At 56.7% G+C, this 16,468-nt stretch carries 20 protein-coding genes; 11 read left to right on the top strand and 9 right to left on the bottom strand.

Annotated elements, in window-relative coordinates:
- Positions 1-208: 208 nt before the first annotated feature.
- Entirely contained in the window at positions 209-574 is a 366-nt protein-coding gene (locus LOY55_RS15065; RefSeq protein ID WP_046027370.1) for a histone-like nucleoid-structuring protein, MvaT/MvaU family, read from the top strand.
- 176 nt (positions 575-750) lie between these two features.
- On the opposite strand, the gene LOY55_RS15060 is transcribed toward LOY55_RS15065, so the two are convergent.
- Entirely contained in the window at positions 751-1,275 is a 525-nt protein-coding gene (locus LOY55_RS15060) for a DUF4946 domain-containing protein (RefSeq protein ID WP_258668335.1), read from the bottom strand.
- Positions 1,276-1,421: 146 nt separating this feature from the next.
- Here LOY55_RS15060 and gloA point away from each other — a divergent pair, with 146 nt between their 5' ends.
- Positions 1,422-1,943, top strand: a complete 522-nt coding sequence (gene gloA, locus LOY55_RS15055) for a lactoylglutathione lyase (RefSeq protein ID WP_223525279.1) — start codon at positions 1,422-1,424, stop codon at positions 1,941-1,943.
- Positions 1,944-2,014: 71 nt separating this feature from the next.
- Here gloA and ahpF read toward each other — a convergent pair whose 3' ends face one another.
- The 3 genes from ahpF to LOY55_RS15040 all read right to left on the bottom strand — a co-directional run bounded on the left by ahpF (position 2,015) and on the right by LOY55_RS15040 (position 5,371).
- Complete coding sequence (gene ahpF / locus LOY55_RS15050) at positions 2,015-3,580, bottom strand: alkyl hydroperoxide reductase subunit F (RefSeq protein WP_258668269.1); 1,566 nt, start codon at positions 3,578-3,580, stop codon at positions 2,015-2,017.
- Positions 3,581-3,718: 138 nt separating this feature from the next.
- Positions 3,719-4,282: an alkyl hydroperoxide reductase subunit C gene (gene ahpC / locus LOY55_RS15045; RefSeq protein WP_007975937.1), complete on the bottom strand. Its 564-nt coding sequence runs from the start codon at positions 4,280-4,282 to the stop codon at positions 3,719-3,721.
- Between the two features lie 150 nt (positions 4,283-4,432).
- Positions 4,433-5,371, bottom strand: coding sequence for a site-specific integrase (locus LOY55_RS15040; protein ID WP_258668268.1), 939 nt, complete (start codon positions 5,369-5,371; stop codon positions 4,433-4,435).
- A gap of 177 nt (positions 5,372-5,548) precedes the next feature.
- Here LOY55_RS15040 and LOY55_RS15035 point away from each other — a divergent pair, with 177 nt between their 5' ends.
- The gene (locus tag LOY55_RS15035; protein ID WP_109784758.1) at positions 5,549-6,559 is read left to right on the top strand and encodes a DNA-binding protein; all 1,011 of its coding nucleotides are present in this window, start codon (positions 5,549-5,551) and stop codon (positions 6,557-6,559) included.
- On the opposite strand, the gene gorA is transcribed toward LOY55_RS15035, so the two are convergent.
- Complete coding sequence (gene gorA, locus LOY55_RS15030; RefSeq protein ID WP_223525277.1) at positions 6,556-7,914, bottom strand: glutathione-disulfide reductase; 1,359 nt, start codon at positions 7,912-7,914, stop codon at positions 6,556-6,558. The two genes, LOY55_RS15035 and gorA, sit on opposite strands and share 4 nt — an antisense overlap.
- 177 nt (positions 7,915-8,091) lie before the next feature.
- Here gorA and LOY55_RS15025 point away from each other — a divergent pair, with 177 nt between their 5' ends.
- Positions 8,092-9,510: an IS1182 family transposase gene (locus LOY55_RS15025; protein WP_223525272.1), complete on the top strand. Its 1,419-nt coding sequence runs from the start codon at positions 8,092-8,094 to the stop codon at positions 9,508-9,510.
- Between the two features lie 133 nt (positions 9,511-9,643).
- Here LOY55_RS15025 and galU read toward each other — a convergent pair whose 3' ends face one another.
- Entirely contained in the window at positions 9,644-10,483 is an 840-nt protein-coding gene (galU, locus tag LOY55_RS15020) for a UTP--glucose-1-phosphate uridylyltransferase GalU (RefSeq protein WP_046027377.1), read from the bottom strand.
- Positions 10,484-10,764: 281 nt separating this feature from the next.
- Between galU and LOY55_RS15015 the strand changes: the two genes are divergently transcribed.
- Together LOY55_RS15015 and LOY55_RS15010 are read left to right on the top strand one after the other, a co-directional pair.
- On the top strand, positions 10,765-10,956 hold the full coding sequence (locus tag LOY55_RS15015) for a hypothetical protein (RefSeq protein WP_109784756.1): 192 nt from the start codon (positions 10,765-10,767) through the stop codon (positions 10,954-10,956).
- 139 nt (positions 10,957-11,095) lie between these two features.
- Positions 11,096-11,377, top strand: coding sequence for a hypothetical protein (locus LOY55_RS15010; RefSeq protein ID WP_109784755.1), 282 nt, complete (start codon positions 11,096-11,098; stop codon positions 11,375-11,377).
- 10 nt (positions 11,378-11,387) lie between these two features.
- Here the strand turns inward: LOY55_RS15010 and LOY55_RS15005 are convergent, their stop codons facing one another.
- Both LOY55_RS15005 and LOY55_RS15000 read right to left on the bottom strand, forming a co-directional pair.
- Positions 11,388-11,618 carry a hypothetical protein gene (locus tag LOY55_RS15005; protein ID WP_046027380.1) on the bottom strand — a complete coding sequence of 77 codons (231 nt, stop codon included), beginning with the start codon at positions 11,616-11,618 and terminating at the stop codon, positions 11,388-11,390.
- Positions 11,619-11,693: 75 nt separating this feature from the next.
- Complete coding sequence (locus tag LOY55_RS15000; RefSeq protein WP_109784754.1) at positions 11,694-12,050, bottom strand: hypothetical protein; 357 nt, start codon at positions 12,048-12,050, stop codon at positions 11,694-11,696.
- 212 nt (positions 12,051-12,262) lie between these two features.
- On the opposite strand from LOY55_RS15000, the gene LOY55_RS14995 reads away from it, so the two are divergent.
- The 5 genes from LOY55_RS14995 to ada all read left to right on the top strand — a co-directional run bounded on the left by LOY55_RS14995 (position 12,263) and on the right by ada (position 15,387).
- The gene (locus LOY55_RS14995) at positions 12,263-12,565 is read left to right on the top strand and encodes a DUF1883 domain-containing protein (protein WP_008065357.1); all 303 of its coding nucleotides are present in this window, start codon (positions 12,263-12,265) and stop codon (positions 12,563-12,565) included.
- Between the two features lie 29 nt (positions 12,566-12,594).
- A complete protein-coding gene (locus LOY55_RS14990; protein WP_158283912.1) occupies positions 12,595-12,771 on the top strand; it encodes a hypothetical protein in 177 nt (58 codons plus the stop codon).
- Positions 12,772-12,897: 126 nt separating this feature from the next.
- Positions 12,898-13,566 (top strand): 2OG-Fe(II) oxygenase, encoded by a 669-nt coding sequence (locus LOY55_RS14985; RefSeq protein WP_258668267.1) that lies wholly within the window; start codon positions 12,898-12,900, stop codon positions 13,564-13,566.
- Between the two features lie 3 nt (positions 13,567-13,569).
- Positions 13,570-14,235, top strand: coding sequence for a DNA oxidative demethylase AlkB (alkB, locus tag LOY55_RS14980; RefSeq protein WP_258668266.1), 666 nt, complete (start codon positions 13,570-13,572; stop codon positions 14,233-14,235).
- A gap of 87 nt (positions 14,236-14,322) precedes the next feature.
- Positions 14,323-15,387 (top strand): bifunctional DNA-binding transcriptional regulator/O6-methylguanine-DNA methyltransferase Ada, encoded by a 1,065-nt coding sequence (ada, locus tag LOY55_RS14975; protein WP_109784751.1) that lies wholly within the window; start codon positions 14,323-14,325, stop codon positions 15,385-15,387.
- Here ada and LOY55_RS14970 read toward each other — a convergent pair whose 3' ends face one another.
- Positions 15,388-16,371 carry an MDR family oxidoreductase gene (locus LOY55_RS14970; protein ID WP_109784750.1) on the bottom strand — a complete coding sequence of 328 codons (984 nt, stop codon included), beginning with the start codon at positions 16,369-16,371 and terminating at the stop codon, positions 15,388-15,390.
- Between the last annotated feature and the right edge of the window lie 97 nt (positions 16,372-16,468).

Here is a 16,468-nt window from a genome sequence, read left to right as displayed (position 1 = left end):
CGACACCGCGCACCAATTTGAATCAAAAGACTACTGTTGTTACATGAAGAAAAAGTCAGGATTTACTCTTGAGCAATTAACTACTACAATTTTTCATGCCTGTGCAAGATTGGCAGGTGAGCCACTATCACCGAGTCGCTTCAAGGCTCTTGGCTTATAGCTTTGTTTGCGGTTGGTATCAGCCAAACACACTATTGGAGTAAAGATATTGTCCAGACTCGCTGAATTTCGTGCAGCTGAAAAGGCCCTTCAGGAACAGCTCAAGCAGCTGGAATCGCTGAAGAATGATGCCGGGCTCAAGAAAGAAATCGAATTCGAAGAAAAGCTCCAGGGGCTGATGAAAACCTACGGCAAAGGCCTGCGTGACATCATCGCCATTCTCGATCCGAACCCGGCAAAATCCGGTCTGCAACAAGCAAAAACACCTAAAACCCGCCGCGCTCGCGTGGTCAAGGTCTATCAGAACCCGCACACCGGCGAACTGATTGAAACCAAGGGTGGCAACCACCGAGGCCTGAAGGCCTGGAAGGAACAATACGGTGCCGCCACCGTTGATTCCTGGCTGCGCGGCTAACAGCTAGCGGTTATAAAAAAGCCCTGCCAATGCAGGGCTTTTTCATGAATACCCTCTAAATGCAACGATTAGTAGGGCTCAACTCGCAACTTGCCGATTAACTTTGCGCTTAATGCCTTTGGGTATCTAAAAATTTCGGTTCAAGCCAAAATCCGCTTCCACGTAAAATCCCGGCACTAAAGTTTCAAGCTGTTTCGTACCCCCTCAATTTCTTCCTGACTTGCCTTATAAGCCTCGGCCTGCCCCGCGAACGAAAGTACATAGGCTTTATCGTCGTCCACCGCACCCACCAATGTTTGCGACAGCACATGTCGCCCGTTTTGGGTGATGGTGCATGTAGTTTCCATCGCCGACAGACGGCTCAATGTCGCGGGATGAATTTTGTTGCAGACACTTTGATAGCCGCTTTGAAAGAAGTCCTTCTGCACCGCCTTGCGCATCTCCAGCAGCACGCCTTGCACATTCACCTGATGACCGCTTTCAACCTGAGTCATGGTCAACTCCATGACCATCACTGGCGTGCCGCCTTCATCGTTTTTGACCGCACGCTGACGGGAAACAGCAGCGCTGGCACCCTCTTGCGCAAGGGGCTCGACCACCCAGCCACTTGGCCACGTCACTTGGGGCGCCTCTGCCTGTGCGCTGGCAACCGCAGACAAGATGCCCAACAGGACAAACATCGGCTTATAGAATCGAACCATTGCAATAAACACTCACGGATTGAACCGCAAAGTCTGAGCCTCGGCCGCTTGTCAGGCAATAGCAGACTGTTTGGGTTTGGTGTTGTCTGAGGCGTTGCGTATCATTGTCGCCATTCGTTAGCCCCACTTATTTTTCCGGAGGGCCCATGAGCCTGCACGAACTGAACACCTTCCCAGGCGTCACCGCCCAGCCTGACACCGCGACCCAGAAGTTCGTCTTCAACCACACCATGCTGCGGGTCAAGGACATCACCAAATCCCTGGATTTCTACACCCGCATCCTCGGTTTCACGCTGGTGGAAAAACGCGACTTCCCGGAAGCCGAGTTCAGCCTGTATTTCCTCGCCCTGGTTGACAAAAACCAGGTTCCGGCCGACGCCGCTGCTCGCACCGAGTGGATGAAATCGATCCCCGGCATTCTCGAACTGACCCACAACCACGGCACCGAGAACGACCCTGACTTCGCTTACCACAACGGCAACACCGACCCGCGTGGTTTCGGTCATATCTGCATCTCCGTGCCGGACATTCGTGCAGCGTGCGAACGCTTCGAAGCACTGGGCTGCGATTTCCAGAAACGCCTCAATGACGGACGCATGAAGAGCCTGGCCTTTATCAAGGACCCGGATGCTTACTGGGTCGAGATCATTCAGCCCGCACCGCTGTAAATCCGCGTCTTCCCGAGGCACAAAAAAACCCCATGATCTCTCATGGGGTTTTGTCTTTTCAGCGTCGGCGTTTACGCTGGAGCCGAAGTCCGGATCAAGTGATCGAATGCGCTCAAGGAAGCCTTGGCGCCCTCACCCACGGCGATCACGATCTGCTTGTACGGCACGGTGGTCACGTCACCGGCGGCAAATACGCCCGGCATCGAGGTTTCACCGCGAGCATCGACGATGATCTCGCCACGAGGCGACAACTCGATGGTGCCCTTGAGCCAATCGGTGTTGGGCAACAAACCGATCTGCACAAAGATGCCTTCGAGGTTGACCGTATTGAACTCGCCTGAATCGCGATCCTTGTAGACCAGCCCCGTAACCTTCTGGCCATCACCTTTTACTTCGCTGGTCAGGGCGCTGGTGATAACGGTGACGTTAGGCAGGCTGAACAACTTGCGTTGCAACACCGCATCAGCGCGCAACTTGCTGTCGAATTCCAGCAGCGTAACGTGGCTGACGATACCGGCCAGATCGATAGCCGCCTCAACGCCTGAGTTACCGCCGCCAATTACCGCGACGCGCTTGCCTTTGAACAGCGGACCGTCGCAGTGCGGACAGAAACATACGCCTTTGGCCTTGTATTGCTGTTCGCCCGGCACACCCATTTCACGCCAGCGGGCGCCGGTGGCAAGGATCAGTGCCTTGGTTTTCAGCGTGGCTCCGCTTTCGAAACGAACCTCATGCAACTCACCGGGATTCTTCGCCGGGATCAGTGCCGTGGCCCGCTGCAGGTTCATGATATCGACGTCGTATTGCTTGACGTGTTCTTCGAGGGCGCTGGCCAGTTTCGGCCCCTCGGTTTCCTGCACGGAAATGAAGTTCTCGATGGCCATGGTGTCGAGCACCTGCCCACCAAACCGTTCTGCCGCGACGCCAGTGCGAATACCTTTACGCGCCGCATAGATCGCGGCCGAAGCACCGGCTGGCCCACCGCCGACCACCAGCACATCAAAGGCTTGTTTGGCGCTGATCTTCTCGGCTTGACGCTCGATACCGCTGGTGTCGAGTTTGGCGAGGATTTCTTCCAGGCCCATGCGGCCCTGGCCGAAGTTCACGCCGTTCAGGTACACACTGGGCACCGCCATGATCTGACGGTCATCGACTTCAGCCTGGAACAGTGCGCCGTCGATGGCGACGTGGCGGATGTTCGGGTTCAGCACGGCCATCAGGTTCAGCGCCTGAACGACGTCCGGGCAGTTCTGGCAGGACAGCGAGAAGTAAGTCTCGAAGCTGAATTCGCCTTTGAGCGAGCGGATCTGTTCGATCACTTCAACACTGGCTTTCGAAGGGTGGCCGCCGACTTGCAACAGTGCCAACACTAATGACGTGAATTCGTGGCCCATCGGGAGGCCGGCAAAACGCAGGCTGATATCGGCTCCTGGGCGATTGATCGAGAACGATGGCTTGCGTGCATCATCACCGTTATCGAGCAAAGTAATCTGGGTGGAAAGACTGGCAACGTCTTTCAACAGTTCGAGCATTTCCTGGGATTTCGCACCGTCGTCGAGGGAGGCAACGATCTCGATCGGCTGGGTGACCCGTTCCAGGTACGATTTCAACTGGGCTTTAAGATTGGCGTCCAACATACGGGCGATTTCCTTTCTGGTGTTTCATAAAAAGCAGACATAAAAAACGCCCGAGCGAATCTCGCCCGGGCGTTTTTATTGGGCGGTGCAGCTTACTGAGTAGGTGCGGCGTACCGCCCTGATGAAGCGCTCACAGACTTAGATCTTGCCGACCAGGTCCAGGGACGGTGCCAGAGTGGCCTCGCCTTCTTTCCACTTGGCTGGGCAAACCTGGCCTGGGTGAGCAGCGACGTACTGGGCAGCCTTGATTTTGCGCAGCAGCTCGGAAGCGTCACGGCCAACGCCGCCATCGTTCAGCTCAACGATTTTGATCTGGCCTTCAGGGTTGATCACGAAGGTGCCACGGTCAGCCAGACCGGCTTCTTCGATCAGCACGTCGAAGTTGCGGGAGATGGCGTGAGTCGGGTCGCCGATCATGGTGTACTGGATTTTGCCGATGGCTGGCGAAGTGTTGTGCCAGGCAGCGTGGGCAAAATGGGTGTCGGTGGAAACGCTGTAGATCTCGACGCCCAGCTTCTGGAACGCGTCGTAGTTATCAGCCAGGTCTTCCAGTTCAGTCGGGCAAACGAAGGTGAAGTCAGCTGGGTAAAAGAAAACGACCGACCACTTGCCTTTCAGGTCAGCGTCCGAGACTTTTACGAAGTCGCCGTTTTTGAAGGCGTCAGCTTTGAACGGTTTAACTTGGCTGTTGATGATAGGCATCGATGACTCTCCGTCAGGGTTGAAAAGTTTGGTTGAGAAGTTGATGGGGTGAATCCTACCCAACCGATCCCCGGATGGCTCATTGGCAAACCTGATGCTGCTGATTTGTTTTCGCTATTAGCCGACGGTATTAATAGAAGAAAACGTGATCTACAGCGCCACTGGCTTTTCAGTGACCCGAGCCATTCCGAGAAACGGGCTGGCTTCAACATAGCGCATGGCGGACTTCATATCCTTCCAGCCCACGTAACTCATCAACGACTTCAAGTCCCAACCGCTCTGATGCGCCCAAGTGGCAAACCCGCGCCGCAAGGAGTGACTGGTGTAGTGCTCGGCGGGAATACCGGCACGTTCCAGCGCCTGACGCAGTAACGGGATGACGCTGTTGGCATGCAACCCCTCCTCGCTCAAGTGACCCCACCGGTCAATGCCGCGAAACACCGGCCCGCGAACCAATGCCGCCTCGTTGATCCAGGCGATATACGCCTGCACTGGACACAAGCGCTGCAAGGCAGGCGTCTGATAGGTTTTCCCAAGGTTTTCGCGATCGCTTTTGCTGCGCGGCAAATAGACGGTGATGCCCGAGCCGGCGCTGGCATGCACGTGCTCAATCTGTACGCGGCACAACTCATCGCTACGGAAACCACGCCAGAAGCCCAACAGGATCAGCGCCATGTCGCGCTGCGCCCTGAGCAGAGTCGGTTGGTCACCTTGAGATTTGGCGGTTTGTGCCTCCAGCTCAAGCCAGGCCACCACCTGTTCCAGATGCTGAAGCTGCAGGGGCTCGGCCTGTTTCTCTTGAGCCGGGTGCAACGCACGGATGCCCTTGAACACTTTTTGCACCACCGGCGACTTGGTCGGGTCGGGAAACCCCTGGCTGTTGTGCCACTGCGCCAGCGCCGACAAACGCAGCTTCAACGTATTGATGGACAACACTCCCGCATGCGCCACGAGGTAGCGCGCAACGCTGTCGCTGGTAGCCGGCAAAAAACCGCCCCAACTGACCTCGAAATGCTCGATGGCTGCCCGGTAGCTGCGACGGGTGTTGTCGCGCGTAGCGGCTTGTAGGTATCGATCCAGCTCAGTCATCGGCTCAACTCTCTAAACGTACCGCTTTGGCGGGTCTAATCGTGCTGTGCGGCTGATCACACGGGGTAATACCAGTATATCCCGCATGACAAACTGACATCATTTATCTTTATTTTTCAGATGGTACACTGCGTACTTTAGTGGCATGTACCACAGTACGAAATCGTAGGAAAACTCATGGCTCGTGGCGGCGTAAATAAAGCAGTGGTGCAAGCAGCACGTTTGGCGATCCTCGCCCGCGGCGAAAACCCAAGCATCGATGCAGTACGAATCGAAATGGGCAACACCGGCTCGAAAACCACCATTCACCGCTACCTGAAAGAACTGGATGACGGTCGCGAACGCGCCGAGCCTGCGCCAGAGCCTATCGATGATGAGCTGGCAGGCCTGGTTTCGCGCTTGGCACAACGCCTCAAGGAGAAGGCTCAGGAACCCATCGATCAGGCTCGCGAGCAGTTTGATCAGCAGCGAAAAACACTGGAAAGCCAGCTTACAGAGGCCCGGGAAACCAACGCCGAATTGCATCAGCAATATGAGATGCAAAGCCTGGCGCTGACACAGGAATCGGAATCGCTGCAAGAAACCCGCTCGATGCTGCAAACCGAACAAACCCGCAACGCCGGGCTGAATCAGGCACTGGCCGGCTTCGAATTGCGCCTGCAGGACAAGGACGAACAAATCCGCTCGCTGGAAGAGAAGCACCTGCACGCGCGCGAGGCATTGGAGCACTACCGCAACGCCGTCAAGGAACAGCGCGAACAGGAACAAAGCCGCCATGAAAGCCAGGTGCAGCAGATTCAGATGGAACTGCGTCAGTCGCAACAGAGTGCAATGGTGCGCCAGGACGAAATCACTCAACTGCACCGTGACAACGAGCGGCTTTTCACTGAAAACCGTGGCACCCAGAGAGAGCTGAACCTGTTGCAGGATCAACTCAAGCAAACCAACACGCGGCAAGACCAATTGTTGGAACAGGTCAATCGCATCGACAGCGAGCGCACCCTCCTCCAGGAACGCTTGCGCGTCGCCCTGTTGGAAGGTCAGGCGTTGAAGCAGAGTGTCGACGAGCAGTTGCAGGCGAATAAAGCGCTGGAAATCGAGTTGCTCAAGACTCAGGCGAGCCTGGATGAAAGCTTGCGTCTGGCGGCCGTCGTTGCGACAGCGCCAGACGCAACCAAGGACGATTAACCGGCGACAGGCGTACGCATGGTGACGAACTCTTCGGCGGCCGTCGGGTGCACGCCGATGGTTTCATCGAAATCGCGCTTGGTCGCTCCCGCTTTCAATGCAATTGCCAAACCCTGAACGATCTCACCGGCATCCGGGCCGACCATGTGGCAGCCCAGAACCTTATCGGTCTTGGCGTCGACCACCAGTTTCATCAGCGTGCGCTCCTGGCATTCCGTCAGGGTCAACTTCATCGGGCGGAAGCGGCTTTCGAAGATCACCACCTCGTGGCCGGCTTCGAGAGCATCTTCCTCGCTCAAGCCAACGGTGCCAATGTTCGGCAGACTGAACACGGCCGTCGGGATCATTTTGTAATCCACTGGGCGATATTGCTCGGGCTTGAACAAACGTCGCGCCACGGCCATGCCTTCGGCCAATGCAACCGGCGTCAGTTGAACACGACCAATCACATCACCCAGCGCCAGGATCGACGGCTCGGCTGTCTGATACTGATCATCAACTTCGACAAAGCCTTTCTTGTCGAGCTTGACGCCCGTGTTTTCCAGACCAAGGTTGTCGAGCATCGGGCGCCGGCCGGTCGCGTAGAACACACAATCGGCTTCCAGCTCGCGGCCATCCTTGAGCGTCACCTTCAGGCTGCCATCAGGCTGCTTGTCGATACGCTCGATGTCGGAATTGAACTGCAGGTCCATGCCGCGCTTGGTCAGCTCTTCCTGCAAATGCTTGCGTACCGCACCGTCGAAGCCGCGCAGGAACAGCTCACCGCGATACAGCAACGTGGTATTGGCGCCCAAGCCATGGAAAATACCCGCGAACTCAACAGCAATATAGCCACCGCCCACGACCAGAACGCGTTTCGGCAGTGCCTTGAGAAAGAAGGCCTGATTGGAACTGATTGCATGCTCGTGCCCCGGAATTTCCGGGATCTGCGGCCAGCCGCCGGTAGCAATCAGGATATTTTTAGCGGTGTGGCGCTCGCCATTGATCTCGACCGTGTTCGGGTCGACGATTTTGGCGTGACCTTCATGTAACGTCACGCCGCTGTTGACCAGCAAATTGCGGTAAATGCCATTCAGGCGATTGATCTCACGGTCCTTGTTGGCGATCAGCGTGGCCCAATCGAACTGAGCCTCACCCGGTGTCCAGCCGAAACCGGACGATTGCTCGAAGTCCTCGGCGAAGTGCGCACCGTAGACCAGCAACTTCTTCGGCACGCAGCCGACGTTCACACAGGTGCCGCCCAGGTAGCGGCTCTCGGCCACCGCCACTTTCGCGCCATATCCGGCGGCAAACCGCGCAGCCCGCACACCGCCGGAACCCGCGCCAATCACATACAAATCAAAATCGTAGGCCATTTTCAATCTCCTCGGCAGTCCACCAGCATACCCACAGACGCCCACCGGGCAAGCACTGCAAACGATATGGGGCCAGAAAATGAAAAAGCCACCCGAACAGACTGTGTGAAAACCTAGCAATCTGCGCAAAGCTCAAAGAAAATGCTCCGTATCGAAAGATACGGAGCATTTTTCGTTATGGCTTACATCCAAGGTGAGTCCCGTAGCCAGACCAGTCTGTTCCCGGTCTCGCTGGAAGAACTGATCCCCGAGGATCATCTCGTTCGGGTTATTGACCTGTACGTCGCCAAGCTGGATCTGGTGCAACTGGGCTTTGATAAAGCGCTGCCCAAAAGCACAGGTCGTCCTTCTTATGATCCTGCCGATCAGCTCAAGCTCTACCTCTATGGCTATTTTCAGCGGATTCGCTCATCGCGGCGTCTCGAAGCCGAGTGCCAGCGCAACATCGAAGTGATGTGGCTGATCAACCGGCTTAAGCCCGACTTCAAGACCATCGCCGACTTTCGCAAAAACAACAAATCCGCCTTTGTGGCGACGTGCGGTGCCTTCGTCCGGTTTTGCCGCATGGCCGGTCTGATCGCAGGAGACTTGGTGGCCATCGACGGCAGCAAGTTTCAGGCAGTCGCTTCCTCGCGGCGCCATATGAACCTCAAGCAACTCAAGCGTCAGGAAGAAAAACTGGATAAGCGCATCGCTCAGTATCTGGCCGAACTGGATGAGGCTGACAGGCTCGATGCGGGAGAGGTGATTGATCGCGGCGCGATCAAAACAGCACTGGTGCAGCTTAAAGTTCGCCAGCAGGACAATCAGAGCTGCCAAGCGCTGATGAACTCGATGGGCCTGGAGCAGTTCAACACCCACGAAAGCGATGCCCGAATGATGCGCACGCCCAAGGGGCCGCGTGTGTCCTATAACGTGCAGAGCGCCGTGGATGCCAAGCATTGCCTGATTCTGCATCATGAGGTTACCCAGGATGGCGACGACCGCAAGCAACTCGAACCAATGGCTAAAGCCGCCAAAGAACAGCTGGAACAAGATGCCCTGACCGTGACTGCCGATGCCGGCTACTCCAACGGCCAGCAGTTTCAGGCCTGCGAGGAGGCTGCGATTACCGTTTATGTGCCGCCCAACCGCTCGGTCAATCCTGGTGGTGAGGACTTTTTTGAGCGCAAAGACTTTATCTACGAAGCCGAACACGATCGTTATCAGTGCCCGGCAGGCAAGTGGTTAACGCTCAAACAGCGCCACAAGGGCGATCGGATCTATCAGGCAGATGTCAGCGACTGCGCCGCCTGCCCGCTCAAATCCCAATGCACTGGCGCTCAGCGCCGCTACGTCTCACGCCACGCCCATGAAGAAGCCTTTGAGCGAATGGAGCAACGAATGCTGGCCCATCCGCAGATGATGGCCAACCGAAGATCCATTGTTGAGCACCCCTTCGGCAACCTGAAGCAATGGCTGTTTGGCAATGCTCGCTTCCTGTTGCGTCAACTGGAGGGCGCGAGAGCGGAAATGGCCTTGGCAGTGAGTGCCTACAACCTAAAACGCGCAATTAGTGTGCTCGGGGCCCGCCAATTGATGGCGTTAATGGGCTGAAAGGCTTTTTTCGCCTGTCGCCCGCACCAAAACAAACGCCCCGAACAAGTCGGGGCGTTTGTTGGGCCGGCCTTCAGCGCGTTTTCACACAGTCTGCGAAGGTGGCTTTTCAATACAAGTGGGTCAGGCGCTATCAGTAAGCCTTGCCGGTCTTGTAGAAGTTCTCGAAGCAGAAGTTGGTCGCGTCAATGTAGCCTTCAGCGCCACCACAGTCGAAACGCTTGCCTTTGAACTTGTAGGCAATGACGCAACCGTCCTGCGCTTGCTTCATCAGGGCGTCAGTGATCTGGATCTCGCCACCCTTGCCTGGCTCGGTCTGTTCGATCAGGCTGAAAATGTCCGGAGTCATGATGTAACGGCCGATGATCGCCAGGTTCGAAGGTGCATCTTCAGGTTTTGGCTTCTCGACCATGTTGCGTACACGGTACAGGTCGTCACCAATCAGGTCGCCGGCAATCACACCGTATTTGCTGGTTTCCTGCGGATCTACTTCCATGATCGCGACGATGGTGCAGCGATACTGCTTGTACAGTTTGACCATCTGCTTGAGCACGCCGTCACCTTCGAGGTTGACGCACAAGTCATCCGCCAGTACCACGGCGAACGGTTCGTCGCCGATCAGCGGACGACCGGTCAGGATGGCATGGCCCAGGCCTTTCATTTCGGTCTGGCGAGTGTAGGAGAAGGAGCACTCATCCAGCAGACGACGGATACCGACCAGGTATTTCTCTTTGTCGGTGCCCTTGATCTGGTTTTCCAGCTCGTAGCTGATGTCGAAGTGGTCTTCCAGGGCACGCTTGCCGCGACCGGTGACGATGGAGATTTCGGTCAAGCCGGCATCCAGAGCTTCTTCGACGCCGTACTGGATCAGTGGCTTGTTTACCACCGGCAGCATTTCTTTAGGCATGGCTTTAGTCGCTGGCAGGAAGCGAGTACCGTAACCGGCTGCTGGGAACAAGCATTTCTTGATCATATAAGTCCTTGAAAGGGCTGTGTGTACGAGTTTCGGCGCAGTCTAATCAGGCGGCGTGCACCTTACAATGCCCCGCACTGGCTAACCGATGCCATCATAGAGAAATATTCTCGCGGATAGTTCCGCAAATAGCCGAGCAGCCATTCTGCAGCCTCAATAGATAGCAGAGATCAGCGTACATTCAAACGAGATTGCGAACGCACCACCATACGCCCATCGGCACTCTCCGAGTGCATTTGGCGCTATCATGGCGCAATTGAACCAGCCAACGAGGCAGATAGATGTCGGAAGCAAAAAGCATCAACGGGTTCCTGATCATTCAGGCGAAAGACGGCCAATGGTGGATAAACAACTTCGGCGGCGGCGAGAATATCGCCGGGCCATTCCCTACCGAAGCGCTCGCGATTGAAGTGGCATCCGTATTGCAACTTGAACACCCAACCGTCAAACGCCGTGGTAAAGACAAGACTTGATCTGAAGCCGTTTTTTGACCAGGCCCTGCTTCGCGCAGGGCTTTTTTGTGATTGCCGGTACGAAAGTGGCCCTTCGCTATAACCTTTTGACGCCAGCGCTGTCACAGGCTTAGCCCACCCTTCTGACGACGATAACGACATGAATAGATTTTTGCCGCTGATTGCTGTGTTGACCCTGAGTGGCTGCGCCACCTCGGAAACCACGTATCTGAAGGACGGTAAGCAGGGACTGGCCATCGACTGCTCCGGCGAAGCCAACTCCTGGGCCACGTGCTACGAAAAAGCCGATACCTCCTGCGCTGGCACCGGCTACCGGATTGTCGGCACCGACGGCACACCGTCAACCAAGGAAAGCGACAAGACCCTGGGTGTCGACGTCGGCAATTTCAAGAACCGGAGCGTGGTTGTGGTGTGCAAGTAAGGCGCTGACGCTATATGTGAATTTCAGCAAATTTGATCCCGAGACCGCGCACGGTCTCGATCAAGTCGTCGAGACGACAGAAAGATTCGACTTCATCGTTATCGTCCACCAGAAAATAGCTGCGCCCAGCGCTTTTCTTGAAAAACACGATCCATTCCCCTGAATTCGCCGGATTCTGAATCACATGGGTGGCAGAGATGTGGCCCTCTGCATGGCGCTCCCGAACCTGCTCTCGCTTCATGCCCGACTCCAGAAATGACAATGCCGTCAAAGCAAAACCTTGACGGCATCAATGTTGATTGCAGTGAGTAGTCTATCAGCCGGAAATACAGGTATTGGCTGCTTTCTGCACGTCTTTTGGACGCACTGGCACATTGGACATCCGCTCATGCAGCTTGATGCTGCTACCACCGGAGCGTTCTTCAATGTCAAAGACAGCTGCCGGATCCGAGGAGAACTTCGCCGGAACAATCACGCGCATCCCGTCCTTGTGCGGCTCCACCTGTAGAGCGCCACGGCTCTCGGCCAGTTGTGTAACCAGGCACTGCGCGTACTCATGGGGCTTCTTGCCTGAGATCACGCTCATGGTCGGCAGCGTCTCGTTGATCTCCGAAACACTCGCGCAGCCACTCATGACCAACGCCACCGGCAGGACTAACACACCCCACTTCATACAAAACCTCCGATAAAGACCCTCGGACAGCGCAAATGCTGATTTTCTCCGAGGCGTACCGCTTTTATCGCTCATAGAATTCCGAATAACTGTTTTTAATTGTCAAAGCGGACCCCGACGACCCGATAATAACCTGTTCGGGCTGATAAACTGCGCCAATCGCCCATGCTATCGTTTTGATTTTGTAGAAAAAGCCCTTCTGGAGGCGCCCCATGAAATTTATCCACCAGCGCGAGCACCTCAATGAAGACGACATTGTCGTCATCCAGTGCTCCCAAACGTGCAACATCCGCTTGATGAACGACGCCAACTTCCGCAGCTTCAAAAATGGTGGTCGTCACACTTACCACGGCGGCGCATTCGACACCTTCCCGGCCCGGATCACCGCGCCGAGCACCGGTTTCTGGAACATCACCATCGACACGGTCAACCGCCGCCCGATCAGTGTTACACGTAAACCGACCCTGACTCACTCGATCAAGATCATCCGTCGCTCCAGCTCGAAACTGAGCTGAGCAACGTCCGCAGACGAAGAAAGGCAGACATGACCGTGGCTCAAACGACCAAGTACGTCATCAAATACAAACTCAACGGTGAACGCCGCTTCGAGTTTGCCCAGCTTGAAAACGGCACCGCCGAAGAAGCCAAGGCCGCGCTCGATGCCATTCATGGCCAGAGCGAGGACGTCATCAGCGAGATCAGCGTCAGCAAAGCGCTGTAATAGCCTGCGGAGCGACCACATGGATGTTGGCTCCCGCTTCTGAAATTTGACCGCAAGCGCCGGAGTGTTCGCCCCCTCCCCCCTGTTTAGACTGACTACCTCAACCTTGGGTCAAGGAGTCAGAATATGCTGGAGCAACAACTCGATGAGGATGGCTGGGCCATTATCAGATCGCTCCTGAGCGCCCCGGACTGCGACGAAATCAGCGCCTTTTATGGGGAGCCCGAACGCTTTCGTTCTCAGGTGATAATGGCTCGTCACGGGTTTGGTCGGGGCGAGTACAAGTACTTCAAATACCCTCTACCGGATCCCGTCGCCCGATTGCGCAGCGAGCTCTACCCCGGCCTGGTACCGATTGCCAATCGCTGGCACGAATGCATGGGGCTGCCGACGCGTTTCCCTGCATCGCATGAAGCTTTTTTGCAACGCTGCCATGCCGCCGGTCAGGAGCGCCCCACGCCCTTGTTGCTGCAATATGGCCCGCAGGACTACAACTGCCTGCATCAGGACCTGTACGGCGAACACGTTTTCCCGTTGCAAGTGGCGATTCTTCTGTCAGAACCGAACGAAGACTTTACCGGTGGCGAGTTCGTGCTGACCGAACAGCGTCCCCGAATGCAATCACACCCTCAAGTCATTGACCTGAGAAAAGGCGATGCCGTGATCTTTGCCGTCAGCCAGCGGCCGGTCAAAGGTATTCGCGGGTATTACCGAGTGAACATGCGCCACGGCGTGAGTCGCCTGCACAGCGGAAAACGGCATACCCTTGGAATCATCTTTCACGATGCGTTATGAGTCATGAGCCCAATTACCCTGGATTTGTTTGCTGACGCAGACCCCGAGCAACCGCCCAAACGCTTGCAGATCGGTGAACAATCCTGCGTCCTGCACGGCTTCGCCCTACCCTGGCTGGACCCGTTGCTGATCGCCCTGGACGCAATCCTGGCAGCTGCGCCGTTTCGGCAGATGGTCACGCCCGGCGGCTTTACCATGTCAGTGGCCTTGAGCAGTTGCGGCACCTGGGGCTGGACCACCGACCGAAGCGGCTATCAATACACGCGCGACGACCCACAGACTGGAAACCCCTGGCCCGAGATGCCTGAGGTGTTTTTCGAACTGGCCCAAGCAGCGGCACGTGAAGCGGGATTTGCAGCGTTTGTTCCCGATTCCTGCCTGATCAACCGCTATGTCCCGGGGGCCAAAATGTCATTGCACCAGGACAAAGACGAAAACTCCTACGCAGCACCCATCGTGTCAGTGTCGCTGGGGTTGCCGGCGACCTTCCTGTTCGGTGGCTTCGAACGAGGCGATAAAAGCCAGCGCGTGCCGCTATTCCATGGCGACATCGTAGTCTGGGGTGGCGTGGACCGCTTGCGCTATCACGGCGTACTGCCGATCAAGGACGGGCATCATCCGAGGCTGGGCGAACAACGGATCAACTTCACGTTTCGCACTGCACGATGATGCGCTCGAATTTGACCGCAAGACCCGGAGTGCTGCGCCTCTTCTGTCTGATTAATCTGAATGAAACAGGTCAATGGAAATACCGACATGACAACTCATTCGACTAAAACAGTGACTGAAATCGATCCTCGCTGGGCCGCGGTCGTCGCCCGCGATCCTGCCGCGGACGGGCAATTTGTCTATGCCGTAAAAACCACCGGCATCTACTGCCGCCCCAGCAGCCTCGCACGTTTGCCAAAACCGCAGAATGTGGAGTTTTTCGACACGCCGGAGCAAGCGCAGGCGGCAGGCTATCGTCCGAGCAAACGAGCCGTTAAAGATCAAAGTGATGTCGCCGCTCAACACGCGGCCACGGTGGCCGCAGCCTGCCGGCACATCGAGTCTGCCGAAAATCTGCCTGCGCTCAATGAACTGGCCGACGCAGCGGGCCTGAGCAGTTTCCACTTCCATCGAGTGTTCAAAGCCGTCACCGGGCTGACACCCAAGGGCTACGCCACGGCCCATCGCTCGCGCAAGGTGCGCGAACGCCTGGCTGATGGGGGGACCGTCACCGACGCTCTGTATGAGGCCGGTTTCAACTCCAACAGTCGATTCTATGAAGCAGCCGATCACCTGTTAGGCATGAAGCCTGGAGACTACCGCGCTGCCGGACAGAACAACGACATCCGGTTTGCCGTCGGCCAGTGCTCCCTGGGGGCGATTCTGGTTGCTCAAAGTGAACGCGGCGTTTGCGCGATTTTGCTCGGGGACGACCCGCACCAGTTGGTCTGCGATCTGCAAGACAAGTTTCGCCGCGCGAACCTGATCGGTGCCGACCATGATTTCGAGCAATTGATCGCCAAGGTTGTAGGGTTTATTGAAACCCCGGCCATCGGCCTCGACTTGCCGCTAGACGTACGCGGCACGGCGTTCCAGGAACGTGTCTGGCAAGCCCTGCGTGAGATTCCCGCCGGCCGTACCGCCAGCTATGCCGACATCGCCCAACGCATCGGTTCGCCGAAGGCGGTGCGCGCCGTGGCCCAGGCATGTGGCGCGAACAGCCTGGCGGTGGCAATCCCTTGCCATCGCGTGGTACGCAGCGATGGCAACCTGTCGGGTTATCGCTGGGGGGTTGAGCGCAAGCGTCAGTTGCTGGAACGCGAGACGCGCTGATCAGCGATTCACATCGACCACCACCCGCCCGCGCAATTGCCCGGCAAGCAAGCGCGGTGCGGCATCGATGGCTTCACTCAAGCCGATTTCATGGCTGATCAGCGGCAACAACGAGAAGTCCAGGTCCTTGGCCAGTCGATTCCAGGCCAACACGCGTCTGGCCTTTGGCTGGGTCACGCTGTTGATCCCGGCCAAGGTCACACCGCGCAAAATGAACGGGGCGACAGAGGCCGGGAAGTCCATGCCTTGTGCCAGGCCACAGGCCGTTACCGTGCCATTCGCCTTCGTACTGGCACAGGCATTGGCCAATGTGTGGCTGCCGACCGAGTCGATGACCGCCGCCCAACGCTCTTTGGCCAGTGGTTTGCCGGGTTCGGACAACGTAGCGCGGTCGATGATTTCACTCGCACCCAGCTGTTTGAGGTAGTCGTGCTCGGACGTGCGCCCGGTGGATGCGACGACGCGATAGCCCAGCTTGCTCAGCAGCGCGATGGCGAAACTGCCGACACCGCCGTTGGCCCCGGTCACCAGCACTTCGCCTTGCTCGGGCGTCACGCCGTTATGCTCCAGCGCCAGGATGCTCAGCATGGCCGTGTAGCCTGCGGTGCCGATCGCCATGGCCTGAGCGGTGGTAAATTCCTTTGGCAACGGGATCAGCCAGTCACCGTTCAGACGTGCTTTCTGTGCCAGCCCGCCCCAATGCCCTTCGCCTACACCCCAGCCATTGAGTACGACTTGATCACCGACCTTGTAGTCCGGGTGATCACTGATTTCGACAGTACCTGCCAGATCAATCCCCGGCACCATCGGAAACTTTCGCACCACCGGACTGCTGCCGGTAATTGCCAATCCATCCTTGAAGTTCAGCGTGCTGTACGCCACGCGTACCGTTACATCGCCCTCGGGCAGTTGATCGTCATTGATCTCTTGCAGTGTGGCCCGGTAGCCGCTGTCGTCTTTGTCGATCAAAATGCCTTTGAACATCACTGCCTCTCAATGGAGTCAATCAGGTGGACCCTTGAAATACCACAAAGAAACATCTCGCCGTACAAGACTTTAAGCTAAAGCGTCTAAGTGCCGA

Source organism: Pseudomonas sp. B21-040, from assembly GCF_024748695.1.
Lineage (GTDB): Bacteria > Pseudomonadota > Gammaproteobacteria > Pseudomonadales > Pseudomonadaceae > Aquipseudomonas.
This window is presented reverse-complemented; position numbering and strand designations above follow the sequence as displayed.

Bases quoted from the DNA above. Each gene is read 5' to 3' on its own strand.
- LOY55_RS15060 (WP_258668335.1), bottom strand. From the start codon at position 1,275: ATGGTTCGATTCTATAAGCCGATGTTTGTCCTGTTGGGCATCTTGTCT.
- gloA (WP_223525279.1), top strand. From the start codon at position 1,422: ATGAGCCTGCACGAACTGAACACCTTCCCAGGCGTCACCGCCCAGCCT.
- ahpF (WP_258668269.1), bottom strand. From the start codon at position 3,580: ATGTTGGACGCCAATCTTAAAGCCCAGTTGAAATCGTACCTGGAACGG.
- ahpC (WP_007975937.1), bottom strand. From the start codon at position 4,282: ATGCCTATCATCAACAGCCAAGTTAAACCGTTCAAAGCTGACGCCTTC.
- LOY55_RS15040 (WP_258668268.1), bottom strand. From the start codon at position 5,371: ATGACTGAGCTGGATCGATACCTACAAGCCGCTACGCGCGACAACACC.
- LOY55_RS15035 (WP_109784758.1), top strand. From the start codon at position 5,549: ATGGCTCGTGGCGGCGTAAATAAAGCAGTGGTGCAAGCAGCACGTTTG.
- gorA (WP_223525277.1), bottom strand. From the start codon at position 7,914: ATGGCCTACGATTTTGATTTGTATGTGATTGGCGCGGGTTCCGGCGGT.
- LOY55_RS15025 (WP_223525272.1), top strand. From the start codon at position 8,092: ATGGCTTACATCCAAGGTGAGTCCCGTAGCCAGACCAGTCTGTTCCCG.
- galU (WP_046027377.1), bottom strand. From the start codon at position 10,483: ATGATCAAGAAATGCTTGTTCCCAGCAGCCGGTTACGGTACTCGCTTC.
- LOY55_RS15015 (WP_109784756.1), top strand. From the start codon at position 10,765: ATGTCGGAAGCAAAAAGCATCAACGGGTTCCTGATCATTCAGGCGAAA.
- LOY55_RS15010 (WP_109784755.1), top strand. From the start codon at position 11,096: ATGAATAGATTTTTGCCGCTGATTGCTGTGTTGACCCTGAGTGGCTGC.
- LOY55_RS15005 (WP_046027380.1), bottom strand. From the start codon at position 11,618: ATGAAGCGAGAGCAGGTTCGGGAGCGCCATGCAGAGGGCCACATCTCT.
- LOY55_RS15000 (WP_109784754.1), bottom strand. From the start codon at position 12,050: ATGAAGTGGGGTGTGTTAGTCCTGCCGGTGGCGTTGGTCATGAGTGGC.
- LOY55_RS14995 (WP_008065357.1), top strand. From the start codon at position 12,263: ATGAAATTTATCCACCAGCGCGAGCACCTCAATGAAGACGACATTGTC.
- LOY55_RS14990 (WP_158283912.1), top strand. From the start codon at position 12,595: ATGACCGTGGCTCAAACGACCAAGTACGTCATCAAATACAAACTCAAC.
- LOY55_RS14985 (WP_258668267.1), top strand. From the start codon at position 12,898: ATGCTGGAGCAACAACTCGATGAGGATGGCTGGGCCATTATCAGATCG.
- alkB (WP_258668266.1), top strand. From the start codon at position 13,570: ATGAGCCCAATTACCCTGGATTTGTTTGCTGACGCAGACCCCGAGCAA.
- ada (WP_109784751.1), top strand. From the start codon at position 14,323: ATGACAACTCATTCGACTAAAACAGTGACTGAAATCGATCCTCGCTGG.
- LOY55_RS14970 (WP_109784750.1), bottom strand. From the start codon at position 16,371: ATGTTCAAAGGCATTTTGATCGACAAAGACGACAGCGGCTACCGGGCC.